General features: G+C 70.9%; 16 protein-coding genes. 8 read left to right on the top strand and 8 right to left on the bottom strand.

Annotated elements, in window-relative coordinates; all coding sequences use genetic code 11:
• Positions 1-147: 147 nt before the first annotated feature.
• The 7 genes from CEK68_RS05845 to CEK68_RS05815 form a co-directional block, all read right to left on the bottom strand.
• A complete protein-coding gene (locus CEK68_RS05845) occupies positions 148-1,140 on the bottom strand; it encodes a MoxR family ATPase (RefSeq protein ID WP_043094277.1) in 993 nt (330 codons plus the stop codon).
• Complete coding sequence (locus CEK68_RS05840; protein WP_152238825.1) at positions 1,137-2,324, bottom strand: DUF4350 domain-containing protein; 1,188 nt, start codon at positions 2,322-2,324, stop codon at positions 1,137-1,139. The genes CEK68_RS05845 and CEK68_RS05840 overlap by 4 nt, the downstream gene beginning before the upstream one ends.
• Positions 2,321-4,012, bottom strand: coding sequence for a DUF4129 domain-containing protein (locus CEK68_RS05835; RefSeq protein WP_152238824.1), 1,692 nt, complete (start codon positions 4,010-4,012; stop codon positions 2,321-2,323). Before CEK68_RS05835 ends, CEK68_RS05840 begins: the two co-directional genes overlap by 4 nt.
• A complete protein-coding gene (locus tag CEK68_RS05830) occupies positions 4,002-5,063 on the bottom strand; it encodes a stage II sporulation protein M (protein WP_152238823.1) in 1,062 nt (353 codons plus the stop codon). The genes CEK68_RS05835 and CEK68_RS05830 overlap by 11 nt, the downstream gene beginning before the upstream one ends.
• Positions 5,060-5,737, bottom strand: a complete 678-nt coding sequence (locus CEK68_RS05825; protein WP_152238822.1) for an RDD family protein — start codon at positions 5,735-5,737, stop codon at positions 5,060-5,062. The genes CEK68_RS05830 and CEK68_RS05825 overlap by 4 nt, the downstream gene beginning before the upstream one ends.
• Before the next feature lie 172 nt (positions 5,738-5,909).
• Positions 5,910-6,833, bottom strand: coding sequence for a DUF2167 domain-containing protein (locus CEK68_RS05820; RefSeq protein ID WP_152238821.1), 924 nt, complete (start codon positions 6,831-6,833; stop codon positions 5,910-5,912).
• A 97-nt stretch (positions 6,834-6,930) separates the two neighbouring features.
• The gene (locus tag CEK68_RS05815; protein WP_152238820.1) at positions 6,931-7,470 is read right to left on the bottom strand and encodes a gamma carbonic anhydrase family protein; all 540 of its coding nucleotides are present in this window, start codon (positions 7,468-7,470) and stop codon (positions 6,931-6,933) included.
• A 276-nt stretch (positions 7,471-7,746) separates the two neighbouring features.
• On the opposite strand from CEK68_RS05815, the gene CEK68_RS05810 reads away from it, so the two are divergent.
• The 4 genes from CEK68_RS05810 to CEK68_RS05795 are packed head-to-tail and all read left to right on the top strand — an operon-like array spanning position 7,747 to position 12,878.
• On the top strand, positions 7,747-9,255 hold the full coding sequence (locus CEK68_RS05810; protein WP_152238819.1) for a NosD domain-containing protein: 1,509 nt from the start codon (positions 7,747-7,749) through the stop codon (positions 9,253-9,255).
• A complete protein-coding gene (locus CEK68_RS05805; protein ID WP_152238818.1) occupies positions 9,252-10,580 on the top strand; it encodes a carbohydrate porin in 1,329 nt (442 codons plus the stop codon). Before CEK68_RS05810 ends, CEK68_RS05805 begins: the two co-directional genes overlap by 4 nt.
• 45 nt (positions 10,581-10,625) lie before the next feature.
• Positions 10,626-11,522 carry a type I 3-dehydroquinate dehydratase gene (aroD, locus tag CEK68_RS05800; RefSeq protein ID WP_226977775.1) on the top strand — a complete coding sequence of 299 codons (897 nt, stop codon included), beginning with the start codon at positions 10,626-10,628 and terminating at the stop codon, positions 11,520-11,522.
• 48 nt (positions 11,523-11,570) lie between these two features.
• Entirely contained in the window at positions 11,571-12,878 is a 1,308-nt protein-coding gene (locus CEK68_RS05795) for an MFS transporter (RefSeq protein ID WP_152238817.1), read from the top strand.
• 214 nt (positions 12,879-13,092) lie between these two features.
• Here the strand turns inward: CEK68_RS05795 and CEK68_RS05790 are convergent, their stop codons facing one another.
• Positions 13,093-15,522, bottom strand: coding sequence for a membrane-bound PQQ-dependent dehydrogenase, glucose/quinate/shikimate family (locus CEK68_RS05790; RefSeq protein WP_152238816.1), 2,430 nt, complete (start codon positions 15,520-15,522; stop codon positions 13,093-13,095).
• A 298-nt stretch (positions 15,523-15,820) separates the two neighbouring features.
• On the opposite strand from CEK68_RS05790, the gene CEK68_RS05785 reads away from it, so the two are divergent.
• The 4 genes from CEK68_RS05785 (at position 15,821) to CEK68_RS05770 (ending at position 23,071) form a co-directional block, all read left to right on the top strand.
• Entirely contained in the window at positions 15,821-17,011 is a 1,191-nt protein-coding gene (locus CEK68_RS05785) for an efflux RND transporter periplasmic adaptor subunit (RefSeq protein ID WP_193314117.1), read from the top strand.
• Between the two features lie 10 nt (positions 17,012-17,021).
• The gene (locus tag CEK68_RS05780; RefSeq protein WP_152238815.1) at positions 17,022-20,150 is read left to right on the top strand and encodes an efflux RND transporter permease subunit; all 3,129 of its coding nucleotides are present in this window, start codon (positions 17,022-17,024) and stop codon (positions 20,148-20,150) included.
• Positions 20,147-21,589 carry an efflux transporter outer membrane subunit gene (locus CEK68_RS05775; protein ID WP_152238814.1) on the top strand — a complete coding sequence of 481 codons (1,443 nt, stop codon included), beginning with the start codon at positions 20,147-20,149 and terminating at the stop codon, positions 21,587-21,589. Before CEK68_RS05780 ends, CEK68_RS05775 begins: the two co-directional genes overlap by 4 nt.
• 624 nt (positions 21,590-22,213) lie before the next feature.
• Positions 22,214-23,071 (top strand): PA4780 family RIO1-like protein kinase, encoded by an 858-nt coding sequence (locus CEK68_RS05770; RefSeq protein ID WP_017916317.1) that lies wholly within the window; start codon positions 22,214-22,216, stop codon positions 23,069-23,071.
• Positions 23,072-23,259: the final 188 nt, after the last annotated feature.

Below are 23,259 nucleotides of genomic sequence, written 5' to 3'. Positions count from 1 at the left end.
GGGAATGGGGAATGGGGAATGGGAAAAGCGGCAGGGCTGCAGCGCGACGGGTCGCTGCGTTCGTCAGCTCACTGCAATCGGGAATTACGGGCAACGCCGGGAACCCCGGCTTTTCCCATTCCCGATTCCCCATTCCCGACTCCCCGCTCATTTCCGCGGTGCCTCCACCTTGGCCAGCAACCCACCGAGGGCGTCGTCGGCGCTCTGGCCTTCGATCTGCAGTTCCGGGGCCAGGGCGATGCGGTGGCGCAGGGCCGGCTTGGCCACGTCGCGGATGTCGTCGGGGATCACGAAGTCGCGGCCGGACAGCACGGCCTGCGCGCGCGCCGCGCGGACCAGGGCGATGCTGCCGCGCGGGCCGGCGCCGAGTGCAATGCCGGGCCAGCGGCGGGTGGCGGCGACGATGCGCACGGCGTAGTCGATGACCTGCGGGTCGACGGCGATGGCCGCGGTGCCGGCCTGCATCGCCACCACGTCCTCGGCGCCGAGCACGCGCGGCACCTGCGACAGGTCGAAGTCGCCGGCGCTGCGGCCGCTGGTGACCGCGGCGACCATGCGCGCCTCGTCTTCCAGTTGCGGGTAGTCGATCAGGATCTTCAGCAGGAAGCGGTCCAGTTGCGCTTCCGGCAACGGGTAGGTGCCTTCCTGCTCGACCGGGTTCTGCGTGGCCAGCGCCAGGAACGGCGGTGCCAGCGGGAAGGCCGTGCCTTCGATGGTGACCTGGCCTTCCTGCATCACTTCCAGCAGCGCCGACTGGGTCTTGGCCGGGGCGCGGTTGATCTCGTCGGCCAGCAGCAGGTGGGTGAACACCGGGCCGCGGCGGATCTTGAAGCTCTCGGTCTTGGGGTCGTACACGGCGTGGCCGCTGACGTCGCTGGGCATCAGGTCCGGGGTGAACTGCACGCGTGCGTAGTTCAGTTCCAGGGCCTGCGCCAGCGCGCGCACCAGCAGGGTCTTGCCGAGGCCGGGCACGCCCTCGATCAGCACATGCCCGCCGGCCAGCAGCGCGATCAGGATCTGCTCCAGCACCTCCGGCTGGCCGATGAAGGCGTGGCCGACCGCGGCGCGGATCGCCTCGGCGCGTTCGATCAGGGCAGGGCCGGCGAGCGGCGCGACGGCGTCGGAGGAGGCGGTGGTCATAACTGGTTTCTCATCTGGACGAGGAGGCGGATGCGCTCGCGCAAGGCGGCGGGTTGGTTGGGCGGCGGCGGTTGCAGCGCCTGTTCGACCTGCGCCACGGGCAGCTGCAGGCGTTCGGCGATGGCGGCGGCCTGGGCCTGGCCCTCCAGCGCGGCGGCGATCGGCGCGCGCCGGCGCAGCCGCGCCAGGAACGCCTCGCGTACCGCCGCGTGCAGCAGGTCGGCGCGGCCGTAGCGCAGCAGGTGTTCGCCGCTGGCGCGCACGTGTTCCAGCAGCGAACGGCGATCCTCGGCCGGCGGCGCGAGCAGCGGCCCGAAACGCTGCATGCGCGACCACAGCCAGGCCAGCAGGACCAGCAACGCGGGCAGCCAGGCCGGCCAGCCGCGGGTGAACAGGGTGCGCCACAGCGATGGCAGTTCGGCCGAATAGATCAGGTGGATGGTGCCCTGGCCGTAGTTCGGCCCCAGCACCTGGCGTGCCAGCAGGCGGTTGCCGGCCTCGCGCAGCCCGCCGCTGCGCAGCACCGGATCGTCTTCCATCGGCGAGCCCTCGAACATCCTGCCGAGCCGGTCGTCCTGGTTCTCGAGGAAATCCAGTTCCGACAGCACGTCCACGCTGCCGTCGCCGTAGGGCACGCGCGCGAACACGAAGTCGTCGTCCTCGCCGCTCCACCAGTTGCTGGGCGTATCCGGGTCGATGTTGAAGCGGCGGCCGCCGCAGAACACCTTGTGTGGCGCCGCGCCCGGCACCGCCATGACCAGGCAGTCGTCCGGGCTGCGCGCCTCGACGGTGATGTCCAGCGCTTCCAGGATCGGCACGTCGCCGCGCTTGACCTCTGCGGTGGGCGTGCGCAGCACCAGATGTCCGCCATGCTCCACCCAGTCCAGCAAGGCGTCGCCGTCGGCCTTGCCGAGCATGCGTGGGTCGCCATACAGCACCACGCTGTCGTGCGGGCGCAGGCGCATCGCCTCCAGGTCCAGGCGTTGCCGCGACTCGGCACGCACGCCGTCGGCGCGCAGGGTCTGGCGCAGCGCGTACAGCGGGTTGTAGGCGGCCTCGCCGCGTGGCGGCAGCACGATCTCCCGCTCGGCGCGTTCGTAGCGGCCGAAGAACCAGGCCGCGCCGACGCTGACCAGCAGCAGGCCGACCAGGAAGATCAGCGCATTGCGCGTGCCGCTGTTCATGCCTGCCACCGGAACTGGCGCTGCAGGTCGTCGACCAGCGCATCGAAGGCGCTGTCCTCGGGCAGCCGGCCCGCATAGGCGGCGTGCTGCCAGACCCGCACCATGCGCGCGAACAGGCCGCGGTCGGCGTCGTCGGGCAGGCGTTGCGCGGCGCGCAGGCACTGCGCCTCGGTGGCGCTGGGCGGCAACACCAGATCGGCGCGCTCGCACAGCGTCGCCACGCTGGCCCGGTACAGCAGCGCCAGCGCGTCGCGGTGGCGGCCTTCGCGCCAGGCGCGTCGTGCCACCGTCGCCACGTCGTCCGGCAGCGGTTGCGGCGCCAGCACCGGCGTGTGCTCCGGTGCCGTCGCCACCGGTGCACGCCGGCGCCCGGTGCCGCGCATCCACGGCAGCCAGTGCCTGGCGGTCAGCAGCAGCATCAGCAGCAGGATGCCGGCCAGCACCCACATGCCCCACTTGCCGACGAACGCGATGGCCTGGGCGGCGGCCTTCATCCATTTGCCGAACGCGGTGAGGTCTTGCTGCTTGTCGTCCGGCTTGGGCGGTTCGTCGGGATTGCGCTTCTTCCAGTAGCCGATGGTGCGCTTGGCGGTCAGCAGCGGGTCGGCGTAGGCGCGGTCGGCGGCGCGGGCGAAGCGCGCATCGGCGGCGGGCTCGGTGTCGAACACTTCGTCCAGCGGGACCGGATGCGCGGCGTTGTGGTGGTGGGTATCGGCGGCGGGCTTGCTGTCGGCATCTGCATCCGCATCACTGTCAGTGTCCGTGTCGGCATCGGTATCGGCATCGGTCCCGTCATCGCGCCCGGCGTCGGCGGGAGCATCCTGCTCCGCCGCCGTCTGCACCGCCGTGTCGTCGGCCGCCGGCTGCGCACGCAGCGCCACGGCCGGCGCGGCGAGCAGGACCACGCACAGCAACGCCAGTGGCGCGGCGGCACGCAGGCGCGCGGCCATCCGACGCAGCGCCATTTCCACGTCCCAGGCTTCGAGCTGGGTGCGCCGGTTGAGGTACAGGCCGAAGCCGGCGCCGACGAAGAACGGTTCGATCAGGGTCATCGCCAGCCAGGCGATGGTGTTGAAGCCGATGTCCGCCCACACCGGGGTCTGCTGGCCGATCAGCGACCAGGCCGCGCGCGCGGTTTCCGGCAGCAGGTCGATGGGCACGAACAGGAAGATCGTGGCGATGCAGGCCAGGCTGAGCATGCCCTCGAACGTGGCGAAGACGCTGGCCATCAGCAGCGCGTGGCCGTAGATCGCCCCGCCCAGGGTGCGGCGGCGCTCGCGCTGCTGGCTGGCGCTCGCGCCTTCCAGCAGTTCCAGCGGCATGAACACGCTGCGCGCCGGGCTCAGCCGGCGCCAGGTCAGGTAGCCGATCAGGGTGCGCCAGCCCCAGGCGCCCTGCGCGCGCACGGTGTCGCGCACGCGCGGCACGTCGCCGAACACCGCGCGCGAGATCACGAACAGCGGGATCCGGTCCAGCACCGGCTTCAGCCACCACAGCAGCAGCGGTGCCAGCCACAGCGCATCGATCGCCCAGGCGCCGAGGTTGAGCACGGCGAACAGCGGCAGGGTGACCAGCAGCCAGGGCTTCCAGATCGCCCCGGCGTGGCGGCGGATCAGGGCGCTGCCCAGTTCCATCGCTTCCCAGGCCGAGCGTGCGCGCAGCACCACGTCCAGGCGCTCAATCCGCATCGATGGCCTCCGCGCGGCCGCGCCCGCCGCGCCACAGCCACGCCAGCACCAGCGTCCAGAGCGCCGCCGACACGCTGTACTTGATCCACGCCGGCACGGTCGCGATGGACGACCAGAACGCCTCGATGAAGGCGGCCACCAGCAGCATCGCAGCCACGCCCAGGCACAGCCGCGCGCCGATCTTGCCGCCTTCCACCAGCGCATCGATGCGCCGCCGCCGTCCCGGCGCCAGCACCTTCAGGCCGAGCTGCAGGCCGGCACCGCCGGCGATCACGATCGCGGTCAGCTCGAACGGCGCATGCCCGGCGACGAAGCGCCAGAAGGTGATGCCGTAGCCGATCTGGTGCAGGTGCCCGGCCACCGCGCCGATGGTGATGCCGTTGAACAGCAGCACCAGCACCGTGCCCAGTCCCGCCAGCAGGCCACTGGCGAACGTGCGCAGGCCGATGCTGATGTTGTTCATGATGTAGTGGCCGAACATCTGCCAATCGGTGCCGCTGTCGCGGCCGAGCTTCTGTGCGCTGGCGGCCGGGTCGTACATGCGCTCGACCTGGGTGACCTGCATCGGGTCCATCAACCCGTGGATCAGTTCCGGACGGAACTGCAGCAGCACGAAGATGGTCACCAGCGGCACCACGAACAGCGCGGTGGCCGCCGCCATGTAGCCGGCCTGGCTGCGCACCAGCTGCGGGAACTCGGCGAACAGGAATTCCGCCGCGCGCCGCCAGCGCGGACGCGGCGCCCGGTACAGGACGGTGTGGCCCTGCTGCATCAGGTGCTGCAGGCGCGCGGTGACCTGCGGGCTGTAGCCGCGCCTGCGCGCCAGCGCCAGTTGATGGCACACGCGCCGGTAGCGCGCCGGCATGTCCTCGTCGGCGAGCGGCGTCGGCTGGTCTGGAATCGGGATCGCGGTCGGCGGCGCGGCGGTCTTGCTGGCGTCGCTGGCGGCGCCGGCCTTGTTCGGCGCCGACCTGCGCGCGCTGCGCTGCAGCCAGGCCTCGAACACCTGCCATTCCTGCTGATGACGGAGGACGAACTGTTCCTGTTTCATCGGCGGCCCAGCAGCCAGTTGGCCATCGCGTACAGGCGCAGCACCCCGGCCTGGCCCGGCGTCTCGGTCAGCGGCTGCGCCAGCGCGGCCAGTTCCAGTTGCCGCTCCGGGGTGAGCCGCGGCGCGCGCTCGGCGAAGGCGATCAGCGCCGCCTGTTCGGCCGGCAGCAGCGGCCGCGGCGGCGCGAGCGCGCTGGCGATCGGCGGCAGCGCCTCGTCCTCGCGCGGCGGCTGGTGCACCACCAGCGTGCCCGCGACCAGGTCGCCCAGGCGCCGCGAATGGGTGTCGAACAGGCAGGCGATCAGGCCGACGGCGTAGCCGAACGGCAGCATGTCCACGGTGCGCAGCAGGTTGCGGGTGATCGCGGCCATCCAGCCCACCGGCGCGCCGTTGCGCGCCACCACGCGCAGGCCCAGCGCCTGCTTGCCCAGGGTCTGGCCGCGCCAGCCCTCCAGCACGATCGGGTACGCCCAGAACACCAGGAACATCGCCACCAGGTACAGGCCCTGGCCGAGGCCGCCGAGCATGCCGAGGAACATGCCCATGGCGGTGAGCAGGGCGAAGCGCAGCGCCAGGTCGATCAGCCAGGCCAGCGCGCGCGGTACCGCACCGGCGGCCGGCAGATGCAGCGGCACGCCCTCGGGGGTGATGACTTCGCGGTAGGTATCGAGCATGCCGCTTACCGCCGCCAGGTGGTGCGGCGGACACGGGCACCTGCGATGTGGGGAGGCCGTCCTTCCGTTCGGCCGGCTGCCTGTGGCGGCATGCTGCTCTCGACTGCGTCCTGCTCCGAAGCGGCACTTTAGCCGGCGTGGCGTGAATTGCCCAGCACGCCGGCGGCGCCGATCAGCGTACCGTGCCGCCGTCGCGCTGGCGCCCGGAGAACAGCTTGCGCACGCCGGCGACCAGCGCCATCAGGCCGATCAGCAGCAGCTTCCAGGCCTTGGCCAACAACAGGCCCAGCTTGGCGAACAGGCCGGCCTTGGCCGCCAGGCCGCCGCCGATCAGGGTGGCCAGGCCGTAGCTGGCGATCTTGTCGGTGGACGGGTTGTGGTCGGCATAGCGGGCGCCGCTGTCGAACTCGGCCATCGGCAGCAACTGCTGCATGCCCTCGCGCACCTGCGCCAGTTCGCCCATGCCTGAGACCGCATTGAGGCTGAGGTAGCCATGCCGGCCGAGCACGCGGATGTCGTAGTTGAGGGTGTGCTCGTGCTCGCCGGCGAACGCCAGCTCGCGCGCCCAGTACAGCTTCTTGCTGCCGGTGTCGTAGCGCGGCGGCACCGCCCAGCCGATCAGGTCGACCTGCTCGTAGCCGGCCTTCTTGCGCTGCGCGTTGGACTCGCGCGTCTCCTCCTGCATGTCCTTGAGCATGGCCTGGTAGTCGATCTTGCTGGCGTCCTCGTCGGACACGTAGCCGTCGTCGGAATAGGTGACGACCACCGCCCAGCTGCCCTTCTCGTCGAGTGCGGGCTGGCGCGGCACGATCAGGCCCAGCACGTCGTCGTCGGGCGGGTTGCCCCAGTAGCTCTCCAGCACCCTGCGCGCGTCGGCCTTGTCCAGAAAGCGGAACGCCGGGCCGAGGTCGAAATGCACCTTGGCCTGCGGCAGGTCGATATGCCCGTCGCGGAAATGCAGCGAGCCGACGAACTGCTCGGCGGTCATGTCCGGGCCGCTGTCCTGGGCCAGCACCGGGCCGGAGGTGGCGCACAGCGCGCAGAAAAAAGCGGCCAGCAGGCCGCGCAGCGAGATCTTGAGCATCGGCGATTCCATTCGTTCGGTGGCGTCCCCACGCCAGAGGCGCCTAGTGTCGCGCAAGCGCGCGGCGCACGCCAGCCGCGGCGCAGGTGCCGCAACCACCGCAGTGGCCTCAGCCGTTGCCGGTGAGGTAACGGTCCTTCAGCCGCACGTAGTGCTGCGCCGAGTAGTGCAGGCTCTCGATCTCCTTGTCGCTGAGCATGCGCGCCTTGCGCGCGGGATTGCCCAGCCACAGCTCGCCCTTGCCGACGGTCTTGCCCGGGCCGACCACCGCACCGGCACCGACGAAGCCGTATTTCTTCACCGTGGCGCCATCGAGGATGCACGCGCCCATGCCGATCAGGCACAGGTCCTCGATGGTGCAGGCATGGATGATGGTGCCGTGGCCCACGGTCACGTCCGCGCCGATCAAGGTCGGGTAGCCGGCCGCGTTGAACGGGCTGTGGTGGCTGACGTGGATGATGGTGCCGTCCTGGATGTTGCTGCGCGCGCCGATGCGCACGTAGTTGACGTCGCCGCGGATCACCGTGCCCGGCCATACCGACACGTCGTCCTCCAGCACCACGTCGCCGATCACGGTGCAGGCCGGGTCGACATAGACGCGCGCGCCCAGCTGCGGAGTCGTGTCGAGGTAGGGGCGGATCGGGGACATGCTGCTCTCCGGCGGTGGGCGGCCGGCGGCCACGCGGGCGCCGATGATAGCGCGGCGCCTGGCGCCGGCTGCCGCCTGTGGAGCGCCCGAGGGGCTGGGCGAAGCACGCGATTGTGCGATAAACGCACCGCTAATCGATATTCGCACTTGAATGGTGCAGTGCGATAAAACTAGCGTTGCCGCTGTCCCGGCGCCTGGCAGCGCGCGACGCGTGCCCGCTGGCGGCCGCGGCGCCGCCCGCCGCCGGTGCGGTCCCGATTCTGTTGGAGATGGTGCATGTCCTGTGCGTTTTCCCGCGGCCTGGCCCTGCTCGCGGCCCTGCTTCCCGGTGCCGTGTGCGCCTACCAGGCCGAGCCGCCGCCGCCGGAGCGCAGCGTGCTCACCGTGGACCGCTACGCCGACGACGACGCCCCGGGCTCCTTGCGCTGGGCGATCACCACCGCCAACCAGGCCCCCGGCCGCTACCGCATCGAGATCGCCGCGGTGGGCGCGCCGCCGTACGTGATCCGCCCGCGCGCACCGTTGCCGGCGCTGCAGGGGCCGCTGCAGGTGGTGGGCCTGGCGCGGGCGCACGACGGCCAGTACATCGCCATCGACGGTGCCGGCTACATCCACGGCAAGGGCACCGCCGCCTGCCCGGGCGCCGAGAAGGGCCAGTTCGGCACCAACGTGCGCAGCACCACGCTGCCCGGCCTGGTGCTGCGCGATACCCATGGCGTGGAACTGAGCGGCCTGGAGATCCGCAACTTCTGCATCGGCGTGCTGCTCAACCGCGCCAGCGACAATGTGCTGCGCGACAACCGCATCGTCGCCAACCACGGCGGCGCCGGGGTGATGCTGACCGGCGACGACGGCAACGGCCAGTCCACCGCCACCACCACCGTGCGCAACCGCATCGAGCGCAACACCTTCCTCGACAACGGCGACGGCCTGGAACTGACCCGCGGCGCGGCCTGGAACCTGGTGGCCGACAACGTGTTCCGCTCCACCGATGCCAATCCCGAGCCCTCGCAGGGCATCGAGATCCTGTGGGGCAACGACAACACCGTGCTGCGCAACCGCTTCGAGCGCTATTCCGACGGGCTGCAGATCAACTGGGGCAACCGCAACACCATCGCCGACAACGACTTCGCCGGCAATTCGATCGGGGTCAGCGTCACTGGCCGCGACAATCTGATCGAGGGCAACCGCCTGACCGGCAACGGCATCGGCATCGCGGTACGCCCGCAGCCGCGTAGCGAGCCCAACCGGTTCAGCGCCAACCTGCTGTCCGGCAATGGCCTGAAGATCGAACGCTGCTTCGCCGGCGGCGCCTGCGTGCCCGGCCAGGCGCGCGGCGCCATCGTGTTCGGCGTGCCGGGCCTGGAGCATGCGTCCTTCGTCGGCTCGCGCGGCATCGGCGTCGATCCGGACCCGCGCAAGCGCGCGGCGATCTGCGGCGCTGCTGCGCCCGACGGTTGCCAACCGCCGCCGAACTTCGGCCAGGCCGCTCCGCAGTTGCGCAAGATCGAACGCGGCGCCGGCGTGCCGCAGGTGCAGGGCAGCTTCGTCGGCCGGCCCGGCCATCTCTACACGGTGGAGCTGTTCGGCAATCGCCACCGCGGCGACGACGAAGCCGAACGCTATCTTGGCCGCGTCGAGACGCAAGTGGATGCACAGGGACAGGGCCGCTTTGCGCTGCCGCTGGACGGCGATGGCGCGGTGCTGGCCACACTCACCGCCACCGTCACCAGCGACGATGGCGCGACCTCGCCGCTGAGCGCACCGCTGGCGGTGACGCCGTGAGCCGCGTCGTCTCCGCCGGCGCGCGTGCGCCGCGCCGCCTGCCGCCGTTGCCGGCCTGGTCGCTGCTGGCTGCGGTCATCGCCTTCGACCCGGCGGTCGCCGCCGCGCAGGACGCCGCCGACCTGGCGCACAGCACCTTGACCGGCGACTGGGACGGTACGCGCAGCGACTGGCTGCAACGCGGCGTCAACGTGCGCGGCGACTACGTCGGCGAAGCCATGGGCGTGGTCGACGGCGGCCGCGGCGAGCGCGGCGCGCGCTATGCGCAGCAGGTGCGGCTGGGCGTGGACCTGGACCTGGCGAAACTCGCCGGCTGGGGCGGCGGCACGCTGCACGTGACCGTCAACGACCGCCGCGGCCGCAGCACCTCGGCCGATCTGCTCGGCAACCGCTTCCCGATCCAGGAAGCCTATGGCGGCCAGTTCACCCGGCTGACCGAACTGAGCTACGACCGCCGCTTCAACGACGGGCGCAGCTACATCAAGGCCGGCTTCTACGCGATGGGCAACCAGTTCGGCGCGCACACGCTGCTGACCAACTTCGTCAACGCCGCGTTCTGCGCGCATCCGCTGGCGATGTCCGGCAACAGCGGCTGGTACAACTATCCCAACGCGCGCTGGGGCGCGGAGGCGGCGCAGCAACTGACGCCGGCGGCGAACCTGCGGGTCGGCTGGTTCCAGGTCAACCCCAGCACCAACAACAACGTGCACACCGCGTTCGACCTGGACGCGCGCGGCACCACCGGCTCGCTGTTTCCCGTCGAACTCACCTGGACGCCCGGCGCCAGCGGCGCCTATCCGGGCACCTACAAGTTCGGCGGCTACTACGACTCCTCGCGGGTGCCGCGCAAGGGTCTGGACCCGCGCGCCACCACCGGCCGCGACGGCGCCTACCTGCTGGTGGAGCAGAAGCTTTATTCGCCCGGCGGCGAGCGCGGCCGCGGCCTCACTGGCTTCGCCCAGTACATGGTGTCCGACCATGCCACCGCGCAGATCACCCGTTGGTACGCCGTGGGCGGCGTGTACCAGGGCATCGGCCGGCGCAGCCAGGACCGCATCGCGCTGGGCTACGTCGGCGCCGACATCAACCACCGCCTGCTCGACGCGCGGCGCGCGGCGCTGCTCGATGCCGGCGTGCCACCGGAGGCGCCGGTGTTCGCGCTCGACACCGCCGAGGAACTCTACGAACTGTCCTACAGCGCGCAGCTGACGCCGTGGCTGATGCTGCGGCCGGACGTGCAGTACATCGTCAACCCCGGCACCTTCGCCTATGCGCGTACCGACAACGCGCTGGCGGTGGGGCTGCAGGTCAAGCTCACCTTCTGAGCGCGCGCTGCGCGCCTCCTGCCCAGGCCGATCCCGATGCCCTTGTTGCCACGACGACTGACCTTCCTGTGCTGCGCCGGCCTGCTGCTGGCCTCGCCGCTGCAGGCCGCACCTGCGGTGCCTCCGGCAGCGGCGCCCGCCGCGCCGTCCGCGGGCGCGCCGCTGCCGCCGGCGCGCGTGCTGCAGATCCGCGGGCTCGCCATCGGCACCGGCCTGCCCAAGATCATCGTGCCGATCACCGCGCACGATGCCGGGGAGGCGCTGGCGCAGGCGCAGCGCATCGCCGCCTCGCCCGATGCGGACCTGGCCGAGTGGCGCATCGACCTGATGGACGGGGCCACCGACGCGGCGGCGCTGGCGGCCCTGGGGCCGCGCCTGGCGCAGGCGCTGCACGGCAAGCCGCTGCTGCTGACCTTCCGCACCAAGGCCGAGGGCGGCGCGGTGGCGATCGACGATGCCGCCTACGGCGCGCTGTACGCGCGCCTGCTGGACGCGCGCTTCGCCGACCTGCTCGATGTGGAGATGTTCCGCGACCCGGCGGTGCTGCGGCAAGTGGTTGAGCATGCGCACCGGCAGGACGTGTATGTGGTGATGTCCAGCCACGACTTCCACGCCACTCCCCCGGTGGCGGAGATCGTGGCGCGGCTGCAGCGGCAGCAGGCGCTGGGCGCCGACGTGCTGAAGATCGCGGTGATGCCGCGAGATCCGGGCGACGTGCTGCACCTGCTCGACGCCACCTGGCAGATGCGCCAGCGCAGCGGGCAGCCGCTGCTGACCATGGCGATGGGGCCGCTGGGCGCGGTGTCGCGGCTGTCCGGCGAGACCTTCGGGCAGAGCCTGACCTTCGGCATGCTCGGCAGCGCCTCGGCGCCCGGGCAGATCGACGCGGCGCGGTTGCGGCAGACGCTCGATGCGCTGCATGCCGCCGCGCCGCCCAAGTAATCCCGCGACGCTGCCGTCCTCGTTCGCCGTTCCTGCAGGAGTGTTGCCATGAGCCATGCCGCCGCCACGCCCGCCGCCCTCGTCCTGGATCGCATGAGCGGTTTCCAGTGGACGGCGATCGCGGTCTGCGTGCTGTTGAACATGCTCGACGGCTTCGACGTGATGGTGATGGCGTTCATCGCCCCGCACGTGTCGGAGGCCTGGCGTTTGTCCGGCAAGCTGCTGGGGATCGCGCTCAGCGCCGGGCTGGTGGGCATGGCGCTGGGCTCGCTGCTGCTGGCGCCGCTGGCCGACCGCTGGGGCCGGCGCAACATGATCCTGTGCTGCCTGGTGATCCTGACCGTCGGCATGGCCGCCTCGGCACTGGCGCAGGACATCTGGCAACTTGCGGCGCTGCGCGTGTTCACCGGCATCGGCATCGGCGGCATGCTCGCCGGTGTCGGCGTGATCACCGCCGAATACGCCAGCCCGAAGTGGCGCAGCACCGCAGTGGCCCTGCAGGCCACCGGCTATCCCATCGGCGCCACGCTGGGCGGGTTGATCGCCGCGATGCTGCTGGAACGCTGGGGCTGGCATGCGGCCTTCCTGTTCGGCGCACTCGCCTCGCTGCTGTGCATCCCGGTGGTGCTGGCGTTGCTGCCCGAATCGCTGGACTTCCTGCTCAGCCGGCGCCCGCCGGATGCGCTGGCGCGGCTCAATGCGCTGCTGACGCGCATGCGCGCGCCGACCCTGGATGCGCTGCCGCCGCGACCGCCGGTGCAGGAGAAGGCGGGCTACGCTGCGCTGTTCACCCCCGGCCTGCGCCGCAACAGCGTGCTGATCGCGCTGGGCTTCTTCATGCACATGTTCGCCTTCTATTTCGTGCTGAGCTGGACGCCGAAACTGCTGGTGCAAGCCGGGCTGTCGGCCGAGCAGGGCGTCACCGGCGGGGTGCTGCTGAACCTGGGCGGCATCGTCGGCGGCGCCTTGTTCGGCGGCCTGGCCGCACGTTTTCTGCTGCCACGGCTGACCGCCGTCAGCTTCCTGATCGCCGCACTGGGAATGGCGGCGTTCGCCACGCTCGGCACGCAGTTGCAGCTGGCCTTCCCCGTGGCCTTCGTGATCGGCGCGGCGCTGTTCGGCTCGATGGCCGGCCTGTATGCGCTGGCGCCGATCGTGTTCGCGCCCACCGTGCGCACCACCGGCCTGGGCTGGGCGATCGGCATCGGCCGCGTCGGCGCGATCCTTTCGCCGATGACCGTCGGCGTGCTGGTCGACGCCGGCTGGCAGCCGGCCAACCTGTATTACGTGCTGGCGTTGCCGCTGCTGGTGGCCATTGCCGCGGTGCTGACGATGCGGCTGCAGCCGGCGCGTTGAGGGCGGGGCGGCGCGGGCGCGGCTCCATTCCAGTCTTCGAGCGCAACGCGCTTTGCGGCGCGGCCTGGCTTGCGTCACACGATCGGCGCCGTGTCCGGCGCCATACCCAATGTGTCGGCCAACCTGCGGCGCCTCGGTCGAGGCGCTGTGAGGTCCGCACATGCGGCGGCGATCCATTGCCGCCGCGCGCAGATGGCGCCGGTGCGCCGGATTCCTACTTGGCGTTCGGCAAGGCGTAGGCGATCACGTAGTCGCCGCGGTCCGGCGACTGCCGCGCGCCGCCGGCGGTGATCACGATGTACTGCTTGCCGGTCTTGGTCGACACGTAGGTCATCGGCCCGCCCTGGCTGCCCACCGGCAGCCGTGCCTTCCACAGTTCCTTGCCGGTGCCGCTGTCGAACGCCCGCAGGTAGTAGTCCTGGGTGCCGGCGATGAACACCAGGCCGCTCTGCGTGGCCAGGGTGCCGCCCAGGGTCGGCATGCCGACCGGGATCGGCAGGTGCATCTTGAAGCCGAGCGGGCCGGTGTCCTGCACGGTGCCCACCGGCACCTGCCAGGCGATGCGGCGGGTCTTCAGGTCGATCGCGCTGAGCGTGCCGAACGGCGGCGCCTGGCAGGGGATGCCCAGCGCCGACAGGAAGCGGTTCTTGTTGACCGCGTACGGCGTGCCCTTCAACGGCACCGCGCCCATGCCGGTGTTGACCGCCTCGCCGCCGCTGGAGGCGGCGGCCTTGTCGGCCTTCTGCGGAATCATCTGCACCCACAGCCCCAGGCGCATGTCGTTGGCGAACACCACGTCGTGCACCGGGTCGACCGACAGCCCGCCCCAGTTCATGCCGCCCAGCGAGCCGGGGAAGCTCAGCGACACGTCGGTGCCGGGCGCGGTGTACAGGCCCTCGTAGCGCATCTTCTTGAAGGCGATGCGGCACAGCATCTGGTCCAGCAGGGTGGCGCCCCACATGTCCGCTTCGCTCAGGTGCTTGGTGCCGATCTGCGGCATGCCCACCGACAGCGGTTGGGTCAGCGCATATGGTTCGTGGGGGATGTCGGCGGCCTTCACCGGCACCTCGCGGACCTCGGTCAGCGGTTTGCCGGTGGCGCGGTCGAGCACGTACAGCTGGCCGGCCTTGGTGCCGATGATCAGCGCCGGCACCTTGCGGCCGTCGGCCATCGGGAAGTCGATCAGGCTCGGCTGCATCGGCAGGTCGAAGTCCCACAGATCGTTGTGCACGGTCTGGTAGACCCACTTGACCTGGCCGGTGCTGGCGTCCAGCGCGGTGATCGAGGCGCCGAAGCGGTGGTCCAGCGCGCTGCGCTCGGCACCGTACAGGTCGGTGGACGGGCTGCCCATCGGCAGGAACACCGTGTTGGAGGCGGCGTCGTAGGACATCGGCGCCCACACGTTCGGCGTGCTGCGCACGTAGGTCTTGCCCGGCGCCGGCGGCTGCGTGTCCTGCGGATTGCCCGGATCGAAGGCCCAGCGCTGTGCGCCGGTGATCACGTCGAAGCCGCGGATCACGCCGCCGGGCATGTCGGCCTGCACGTTGTCGGCGACGCGGCCGCCCACCACCACCGTGGTCCCGGCCACGGTCGGCGCCGAGGTCAACTGGTAGAACGGATCGGGTGCGGCGCCGAGGCCGGCCTTCAGGTCGACCTGGCCGTTCTGGCCGAAGCCGCTGCAGAACGCGCCGGTGTCCGCGTCCAGCGCGATCAGCCGCGCGTCGATGGTGTTGGTCAGCACGCGGCGCCGGCAGTTGGCGCCGGCCGGCAGTGCCGCTGCCGCCACCGGCGAGGCGTTGGCGGCGCTGGGCTGGACCAGCGCCGCATCGGCATCGAAGTAGGCCAGGCCGCGGCAGCGCTGCCAGACCGAGGACTGCGCGTTGATCTCGCGCTTCCACAGCTGCCGGCCGCTGCTGGCGTCCAGCGCGATGACGTTGTTGTGCGGGGTGCACACGTACAGCGTCTCGCCGATCTGCAGTGGGGTGGTCTGGTCTTCGGCGCCGTTGCCGTCGCTGAGGGCGATGTCGCCGGTGCGGTAGGTCCAGGCCACCTGCAACTGGCCGACGTTGCCGCGGCCGATCTGGTCCAGCGCGGCGAAGCGGCTGCCGCCGGCGGTGTTGCCGTAGTGGCTCCAGTCGCGCTGCGCCTGCGCCGGGGTCACCGGCACCGGTGCCGGGCCGGGGCCGCTGGCGACCACCGGCGGATGCGGCACGAACATGCCGGCCAGGCCGCCGGCGCAGGCCAGCGCCAGCACCGCCGCCAGCGCATAGGCGCCGCGTCCGCCGGGCAGGCCGCGGGCGCGGCGCAGGGTCGGGTAGACCAAGGCGACCAGCAGCGCCAGCACCGCCGGCATCATCAGCCGCGACACCAGCGGCCAGAACGCCAGGCCCGCATCCCAGTACGCCCAGGCCACGCTCAGCACGAACGCCAGCGCGTACAGCCAGGCGCCGGCCGGGCGCCGCCGCAGCACCAGCAGCGCCGAGGCCACGCAGGCCGCGCCCATCGCCAGGAAATAGAGGCTGCCGCCGAGGGTGGCCAGGCGGATGCCGCCGACCAGCAGCGCCAGTCCGATCAGCGCCAGCAGCAGGCCGACGCTCCACAGCAATATCCGGCCGCCGGCCGACACATCCGATTGGGTTTGCACGTTTTCGATCCTCTGCAGCAGGGTAGGCGCGTGGCGCCCGCGGCCGGCCACGAGGGCGAAGGCGGGCGTGCGCACGATGACATGCCGCGTCTGGAAAGGACGTCGCCACGTTGGGCGATTATCGCATTTGTGTTCGGTAATAGAACGAATGGCGCCGTCCGCCGGTGCGACGCTGTGTGCCGGTTTCCGACGTTTCTCCGACCTTGGTGAAGCCCGTACAACGCACTGTTACAGACATGGTGCGATGCGACACATCCGTGGAGTAGCGTTGCGCGTTTCTTCCCAGCCGCACTCCCCCATGTCCGACCGTTTCCAGGCGCCTCGTCGTCCCGTTCGCTGTGCCGTATTGCTGGCCATTGCCGTGGCCGGAGGCTGCTCCGGTGACAAGCCGGCGTCCGCGCCGCCGCCGCGGGTGGGGGTGCTGACCCTGGGCGCGCGCACGCTGCCGGTGGAGCGCACCCTGGCCGGCCGCACCGTGGCCTACGAGACCGCCGACGTGCGCCCGCAGGTCGGCGGGCTGCTGCGTCAGCGCCTGTTCCAGGAGGGCCAGGAGGTCAAGGCCGGGCAGGCGCTGTACGTGATCGATCCGGCGCCGTACCAGGCCGCCTACGACATCGCCCGCGGCAACCTGGTGCAGGCCGAGGCGGCGCTGGCCAGCGCGCGGCCCAAGGCCGAGCGCACCCGCAGCCTCACCGACATGGACGCGGCCAGCAAGCAGGACGCCGACGACGCGGTGTCCGCGCTGCGCCAGGACGAGGCGGCGGTGGTCGCGGCCAAGGCGGCGCTGCAGGCCGCGCGCATCAACCTCGACTACACCCGCATCACCGCGCCGATCTCCGGCACCATCGGCACCTCCGCCTACACCGTTGGCGCGCTGCTCACCGCCGCGCAGGACGCGGCGCTGACCACCATCCAGCGGCTGGACCCGATCTACCTGGACGTCACCCAGTCCAGCACGCAGATGCTGGCGCTGCGCCGCCAGCTCGACGCCGGGCAGATCCATGCCATCGACGGCAAGGCGCAGGTGCAGGTGCGGCTGGAGGACGGCAGCACCTATCCGCATGCCGGCACCCTCGAATTCGTCGGCACCCAGGTCAACGCCGGCACCGGCAACGTCACCCTGCGCGCGGTGGTGCCCAATCCCGAACACCTGCTGCTGCCGGGCATGTACCTGCGCGCGGTGCTGCCGATGGCCACCGACCAGGGCGCGGTGCTGGTGCCGCAGCAGGCAGTGACGCGCGACAGCAAGGGCGAGCCTGTCGTGAAGCTGCTCGACGCGCAGAACAAGGTGGTGGAGCGGCACATCCGCACCGGCGAGGCCATCGGCCACGACTGGCTGGTGGAGTCCGGGCTCAAGCCGGGCGAGCGCCTGATCGTGGTCAACGGCAGCCGTGCCGAACTCGGCAAGCCGGCGCAGCCGTATCCGGTCACCGCCGCCCAGCTCGATGCCGCGCCGGCGCTGCCGGGCGACGACGCCCAGGCCGACTGAGGACTCCCGCATGTCGCGCTTCTTCGTCAACCACCCGGTGGTGGCCTGGGTCATGGCCATCGTCATCGTCCTGATCGGCATGCTGGCCATCCATGGGCTGCCGGTCGAACGCTATCCGCACATGGCGCCGCCCACCATCACCGTGCGCGCCACCTACACCGGCGCCTCGGCGCAGACGGTGGAAAACACCGTCACCCAGCTGATCGAGCAGTCGCAGCAGAGCCTGGACCACCTGCTGTACATGACCTCCACCAGCGCCTCGGACGGCACCGCGCAGGTCAACCTGGTGTTCGAGACCGGCACCAACGCCGACACCGCGCAGGTGCAGGTGCAGAACCAGTTGCAGTCGGTGATGTCGGTGTTGCCGCAGGCGGTGCAGCAGAACGGCCTGGTCATCACCAAGTCCAGCGGCTCGCTGTTCGAGGTGGTGGCGTTCACCTCCGACGACGGCAGCATGGACAACTTCGATGTCGCCAACTACATGGAATCGAACATCGACGACCAGATCAGCCGCGTCAGCGGCGTCGGCAACATCCAGCCGATGGGCTCGGAATACGCCATGCGCATCTGGCTGGACCCGGAGAAGCTGCGCAAGTACGCGCTGATGCCCTCGGACGTGGAGAACGCGCTGCAGTCGCAGAACACCGACGTGTCCGCCGGCGAGATCGGCGGCCAGCCGGCGCTGCGCGGGCAGCGCCTGGACGCCACCGTGACCACCCGCAGCCGCCTGCAGACCCCGGCGCAGTTCGGCGCGATCGTGCTCAAGAGCGATGCCAGCGGCGCCGCCGTGCACCTGTCGGACGTGGCCAGGATCGGCCTGGGCCCGGAGACCTACGACAGCATCACCCGCTTCAACGGCAAGCCCTCGGCCTCGCTGGGCATCGAGCTCAACTCCGACGCCAACGCGGTGGAGACCTCCAAGGCCATCGACCAGCGCCTGCAGGAACTCAAGCAGTACTGGCCGCACGGCTTCAACTACCACATCGCCTTCAGCACCACGCCGTTCGTCACCACCTCGATCAAGGAAGTGGTCATCACCCTGATCGAGGCGGTGCTGCTGGTCGTGGCGGTGATGTACCTGTTCCTGCAGAACTGGCGCGCCACCCTGATCCCGACCATCGCCGTACCGGTGGTGCTGATGGGCACCTTCGGCGTGCTCGCCGCGTTCGGCTACTCGATCAACACCCTGACCATGTTCGCGATGGTGCTGGCGATCGGCCTGCTGGTCGACGATGCCATCGTGGTGGTGGAGAACGTGGAGCGGGTGATGGGCCAGGAGGGCCTGCCGCCGAAGGAGGCGACGCTGCGCTCGATGCAGCAGATCGGCGGCGCCCTGGTCGGCATCGTGCTGGTGCTGACCGCGGTGTTCGTGCCGATGGCGTTCTTCAACGGCGTCACCGGCGTGATCTACCGGCAGTTCTCCATCACCATCGCCGCCTCGATGATCCTGTCGGTGCTGGTGGCGATGACCCTGACCCCGGCGCTGTGCGTGACCATCCTCAAGCCGCTGCACCAGGGCGAGGCGCCGATCGGCTCGCACGGGCGCCTGGGCTGGTTCTTCATCTGGTTCAACACCCGCTTCCGACACCTGTCCGAGCGCTACCGCACGCTGGTCGAACGGGTGCTGGGCAAGCGCGCGCTGGGCCTGCTCGCCTATGCGCTGCTGATCGCGGTCACCGGCCTGCTGCTGTGGCGCCTGCCCGGTGCGTTCCTGCCCGACGAGGACGAGGGCATGCTCAACGTGCTGGTCAAGCTGCCGGCCGGCTCCACCCTGGAGCAGACCCTGGCGGTGACCGACCGGCTGACCAAGGCCGCGCTGAAGGATCCGGGCGTGCGCTCGGTGCTGTCCTCGGCAGGCTTCAGCGTCACCGGCGCCGGCCAGAACGTCGGCATGGCCTTCGTGCGCCTGAAGGACTGGGACGACCGCGACGACGATGCGGCGACCATCGCCGACCATCTGAACAAGGCGCTGGCCGACGTGCCCGACGCGGAACTGTTCGTGACCTCGCCGCCAGCGATCACCGGCCTTGGCGACGCCTCCGGTTTCACCTTCGAACTGATGGACTACGAAGGCGCCGGCCACGCCGCCCTGGTCGCCGCGCGCGACAAGCTGCTGCGGCTGGCCCAGCACGATCCCAAGCTGATGAACGTGCGCTACGCCAGCCTGGAAGACGCGCCGGTGTACGCGGTCAAGATCGACGACGCCAAGGCGCAGGCGCTCGGCGTGGACCCGGGCGACATCAACGCCACGCTCAACAGCGCGCTCGGCGGCGACTTCGTCAACAACTTCATCTACAAGGGCCGCATCAAGAAAGTCTACGTGCAGGGCGATGCCGATGCACGCATGGCGCCGCAGGACCTGGACCGCTGGACGGTGCGCAACGGCGGCGGCGACATGGTGCCGATGTCGGCGTTCACCCGCTCGCACTGGACCAGCGCGCCGGCGGCGCTGGAGCGCTACAACGGCGTGTCGGCGATGGAGCTGACCGGCCAGGCGGTGCCCGGGGTCAGCTCCGGCGCGGCGATGGACGCGATGGCCGAACTCAGCAAGCAGTTGCCGCACGGCTTTGGCTACGCCTGGTCGGACATGGCCTACCAGGAAAAGCTGTCGGCCAACCAGGCGCCGGCGCTGTACGCGATCTCGCTGCTGTTCGTGTTCCTGTGCCTGGTGGCGCTGTACGAGAGCTGGTCGATCCCGTTCGCGGTGATGCTGGCGGTGCCGGTGGGCGTGTTCGGCGCGGTGCTGCTGATGACCCTGCGCGGCCTGGAGAACGATGTGTACTTCCAGGTCGGCCTGCTGACCACGGTCGGCCTGGCGGCGAAGAACGGCATCCTCATCGTTGAGTTCGCGCGCGACCTCGAGCACCGCGGCGAAAGTCTGCTCGCCGCCACCCTGCATGCGGTGCAGATGCGTCTGCGGCCGATCCTGATGACCTCGCTGGCGTTCCTGCTCGGCGTGCTGCCGCTGGTGTTCAGCAAGGGCGCCGGCTCGGCCGCGCGCCACTCGCTCGGCACCGGCGTCACCGGCGGCACCCTGGCCTCGATCACCCTGGGCCTGTTCTTCGTGCCGCTGTTCTACGTGATCGTGCGCCGGATGTTCCCGGGACCGGCGGTCGCCCACCCGGAGACGCACGCATGAGCGCGTTGACCCGTATGAGCGTGGCGGTGGCCACGCTGTTGGCCCTGTCCGGCTGCACCCTGGCGCCGACCTACGTACGCCCGGCGGCACCCGTGCCGGCCGACCTGGCCGCGGTCGACGCGGCGCCCGCCGCGGGCGCCGCCACCGACACGCTGGCGATGCCGGACTGGCAGCAGGTGTTCCTGGATCCGCGGCTGCGCCAGACCATCGCGCTGGCCTTGCAGAACAACCGCGACCTGCGCGTGGCGGTGCTGTCCATCGACAAGGCGCGCGCGCAGTACCGCATCCAGCGCGCCGCGCAACTGCCGTCGTTCGACGCCAACGCCAGCATGAGCCGTAGCCGTACCAGCGCCGCCAGCAACGACGACGGCGTCTCCCAGGTCAGCACCAGCGACACCCTGCAGGTCGGGCTCAGCAGCTGGCAGCTGGATCTGTTCGGGCAACTGCGCAGTCTCAAGCAGGAAGCCCTGCAGAACTGGCTGTCCAGTGCGGAAAACCAGCGCAACGTGCGCCTGACCCTGGTCGCCCAGGTCGCCGCGGCGTGGCTGACCGTGGGCGCGGACCAGGCGCAACTGGCGCTGGCGCAGCAGACCCTGGACAGCCAGGCCCAGACCCTGCAATTGACTGAGCGCCGCCACAGCATCGGCAGCGCGTCCGGGCTGGACCTGGCGCAGCAGCAGACCAGCGTGGAGTCGGCGCGCGTGGCCGTCGCCAGCGCCGCCACCCAACTGGCGCAGGCGCGCGATGCGCTGCAACTGCTGGTCGGCGCGCCGGTGGACGCAGCGCTGCTGCCCACCGCGCAGGCGATGCAGGACAGCGTGGCGCTGGCGCCGCTGCCGGCGCACCTGTCCTCGGCGGTGCTGCTGCAGCGCCCGGACGTGCTCGCCGCCGAGCACACCTTGCAGGCGGCCAACGCCGACATCGGCGCCGCACGCGCGGCGTTCTTCCCGTCGCTGAGCCTCACCGCCTCGACCGGGCGCAGCAGCGATGCGCTGTCCACGCTGTTCTCCGCCGGCAGCCGCACCTGGTCGTTCGTGCCCAGCATCACCGCGCCGATCTTCCACGCCGGCGCGCTGAAGGCCTCGCTGGACGCCTCCAAGCTCGGCAAGGACATCGCCGTGGCGCAGTACGAGAAGGCGATCCAGTCGGCCTTCGCCGAAGTGGCCGACGCCCTGGCCACGCGCGACCACCTGCAGGCGCAGCTGACCGCGCAGCAGGCCCTGGTCGACGCCAGCCAGCGCAGCTACACCCTGGCCGACGCGCGCTACCGCGCCGGCCTGGACGGCCACCTGCCGGTGCTGGATGCGCAACGCTCGCTGTTCGCCGCGCAGCAGGCGCTGATCGCGCTGCGCCTGCAGGACGCCAGCAACCGCGTCACTCTGTACCAGGTACTCGGCGGCGGCGCCGACGCCCAGGCCCAGGTCGCTGCCTCGCCCTGAGCCGGAACCGAGGCAGCGCGAGGCCGGGCCTGGGCTGGCCTGCGGCGAGCTTGAGGCCAGCCTGAGGCTGGCACGAGCATGCAGAAGCGTCGCCACGCACGACGCTCTTCTGTGGGAGGGACTTCAGTCCCGACGCAGGACAGTTGGATGCCGTCCAACCGTCGACCAAGGCGAGGCCCTATGCGACATCCCCGTGGCAACCAACACGGCAGCCGCCGTACTGCCGTGTTCATGACGGAACCTGACCGTGCGCAAGCATGCGACGTCCGGTTTCCCAGTGCGGGAGGCGCTTCCTGTGGGAGGGACTTCAGTCCCGACGCGACGGCAGTCGAACGCCTATCCAACCATCCACCCAGGCAACGCCTCGCGCGCGTCCTCGCCGCAAACAACACGACAGCCCTGCGCCACCGTCTTGAAAGCTGAACGCGGCGGTACACCTCGGCGGCCGTCGTAGACAAATGCCGGGCGCCGCCGCGCCGCCCAATCGTTCGTCGCACAGGCCGCAAGCCGCTCCGTACGTATCTTCGGCGCGTTGGCGACACGGTCGCGCCGTACCGGCACGCCGGGCACCACGCCAGCCTTGGGCCATAATCGCGGCGACTCACTCCAGGTATGCCGCACCCGATGAAGATCCCCCCGAGCCTGCAGCCGCTGATCGACGATGGCGTCATCGACGGCGTGCTGCGCCCGCTCAAGAGCGGCAAGGAGGCCGCGGTCTACGTGGTCCAGGCCGGCGACGACGTGCTCTGCGCCAAGGTCTACAAGGACATGGCGCAGCGCAGCTTCCAGGCCCGCGTGCAGTACCAGGAAGGGCGCAAGGTGCGCGGCAGCCGCCAGGCGCGGGCGATCGGCAAGGCCAGCAAGTTCGGCCGCCGCGAGCAGGAAGCCGCGTGGAAGGACACCGAGGCCAACACCCTGTACCAGCTGGTGGACGCCGGCGTGCACGTGCCGCAGCCGCGCGGCTACTTCCACGGCGTGCTGCTGATGGACCTGGTCACCGATGCCGACGGGCAGAGCGCGCCACGCCTGGGCGAGGTGGAACTGGAACCGGAGCAGGCGCGCGCCTTCCACACGCAGCTGGTCGGCGACGTGGTGAAGATGCTGTGCCTGGGCCTGGTGCACGGCGACCTGTCCGAATACAACGTGCTGGTCGGCGCCGACGGCCCGGTGGTGATCGACTTCCCGCAGGTGGTCAGCGCCGCCGGCAACAACGCCGCCCGCAGCATGCTGCTGCGCGACGTGCACAACCTGCGCGACTGCCTGGGCCGCTTCGCGCCCGAGCTCAACGCCACCCACTACGGCGAGGAGATGTGGGCGCTGTACGAGAAGGGCACGCTGCGCCCGGACAGCGCGCTCACCGGCCGCTTCACCTTCGACACCCGTCGCGCCGACGTGCGCGCGGTGCGCGCCTCGATCGAGGACGCGCGGCAGGAGGCCATCATCCGCCAGCAGGGCCGCGAAGCCGCCGCGCAGGACGACTGAGCCGCGTTCCGGCACGCAGCGCGCAAGTCCATGCTGCGCCGCAATGTGGCGGCACCGCGTGCGCGTCCGTCGCCAGCGCGTGCTCCAAGCTGCGCAATGCCTCGCCGCGCCTGCATTGCACGCGCATCCGTGCCATGACGATCGGCCGCCTGCCGCTGACCCGTCGGCTACCGCGCATCGGCGTTCCG

The organism is Xanthomonas sp. LMG 12461, from assembly GCF_009192935.1.
GTDB lineage: Bacteria > Pseudomonadota > Gammaproteobacteria > Xanthomonadales > Xanthomonadaceae > Xanthomonas_A > Xanthomonas_A sontii.
Note: the sequence above shows the minus strand (reverse complement) of the source record. Positions and strands in the feature narration are given on the sequence as shown.

What these genes read in the sequence shown, in the direction of transcription:
- CEK68_RS05845 (WP_043094277.1), bottom strand. Translation starts at nt 1,140, where the DNA reads ATGACCACCGCCTCCTCCGACGCCGTCGCGCCGCTCGCCGGCCCTGCC.
- CEK68_RS05840 (WP_152238825.1), bottom strand. Translation starts at nt 2,324, where the DNA reads ATGAACAGCGGCACGCGCAATGCGCTGATCTTCCTGGTCGGCCTGCTG.
- CEK68_RS05835 (WP_152238824.1), bottom strand. Translation starts at nt 4,012, where the DNA reads ATGCGGATTGAGCGCCTGGACGTGGTGCTGCGCGCACGCTCGGCCTGG.
- CEK68_RS05830 (WP_152238823.1), bottom strand. Translation starts at nt 5,063, where the DNA reads ATGAAACAGGAACAGTTCGTCCTCCGTCATCAGCAGGAATGGCAGGTG.
- CEK68_RS05825 (WP_152238822.1), bottom strand. Translation starts at nt 5,737, where the DNA reads ATGCTCGATACCTACCGCGAAGTCATCACCCCCGAGGGCGTGCCGCTG.
- CEK68_RS05820 (WP_152238821.1), bottom strand. Translation starts at nt 6,833, where the DNA reads ATGGAATCGCCGATGCTCAAGATCTCGCTGCGCGGCCTGCTGGCCGCT.
- CEK68_RS05815 (WP_152238820.1), bottom strand. Translation starts at nt 7,470, where the DNA reads ATGTCCCCGATCCGCCCCTACCTCGACACGACTCCGCAGCTGGGCGCG.
- CEK68_RS05810 (WP_152238819.1), top strand. Translation starts at nt 7,747, where the DNA reads ATGTCCTGTGCGTTTTCCCGCGGCCTGGCCCTGCTCGCGGCCCTGCTT.
- CEK68_RS05795 (WP_152238817.1), top strand. Translation starts at nt 11,571, where the DNA reads ATGAGCCATGCCGCCGCCACGCCCGCCGCCCTCGTCCTGGATCGCATG.
- CEK68_RS05785 (WP_193314117.1), top strand. Translation starts at nt 15,821, where the DNA reads ATGTCCGACCGTTTCCAGGCGCCTCGTCGTCCCGTTCGCTGTGCCGTA.
- CEK68_RS05780 (WP_152238815.1), top strand. Translation starts at nt 17,022, where the DNA reads ATGTCGCGCTTCTTCGTCAACCACCCGGTGGTGGCCTGGGTCATGGCC.
- CEK68_RS05775 (WP_152238814.1), top strand. Translation starts at nt 20,147, where the DNA reads ATGAGCGCGTTGACCCGTATGAGCGTGGCGGTGGCCACGCTGTTGGCC.
- CEK68_RS05770 (WP_017916317.1), top strand. Translation starts at nt 22,214, where the DNA reads ATGAAGATCCCCCCGAGCCTGCAGCCGCTGATCGACGATGGCGTCATC.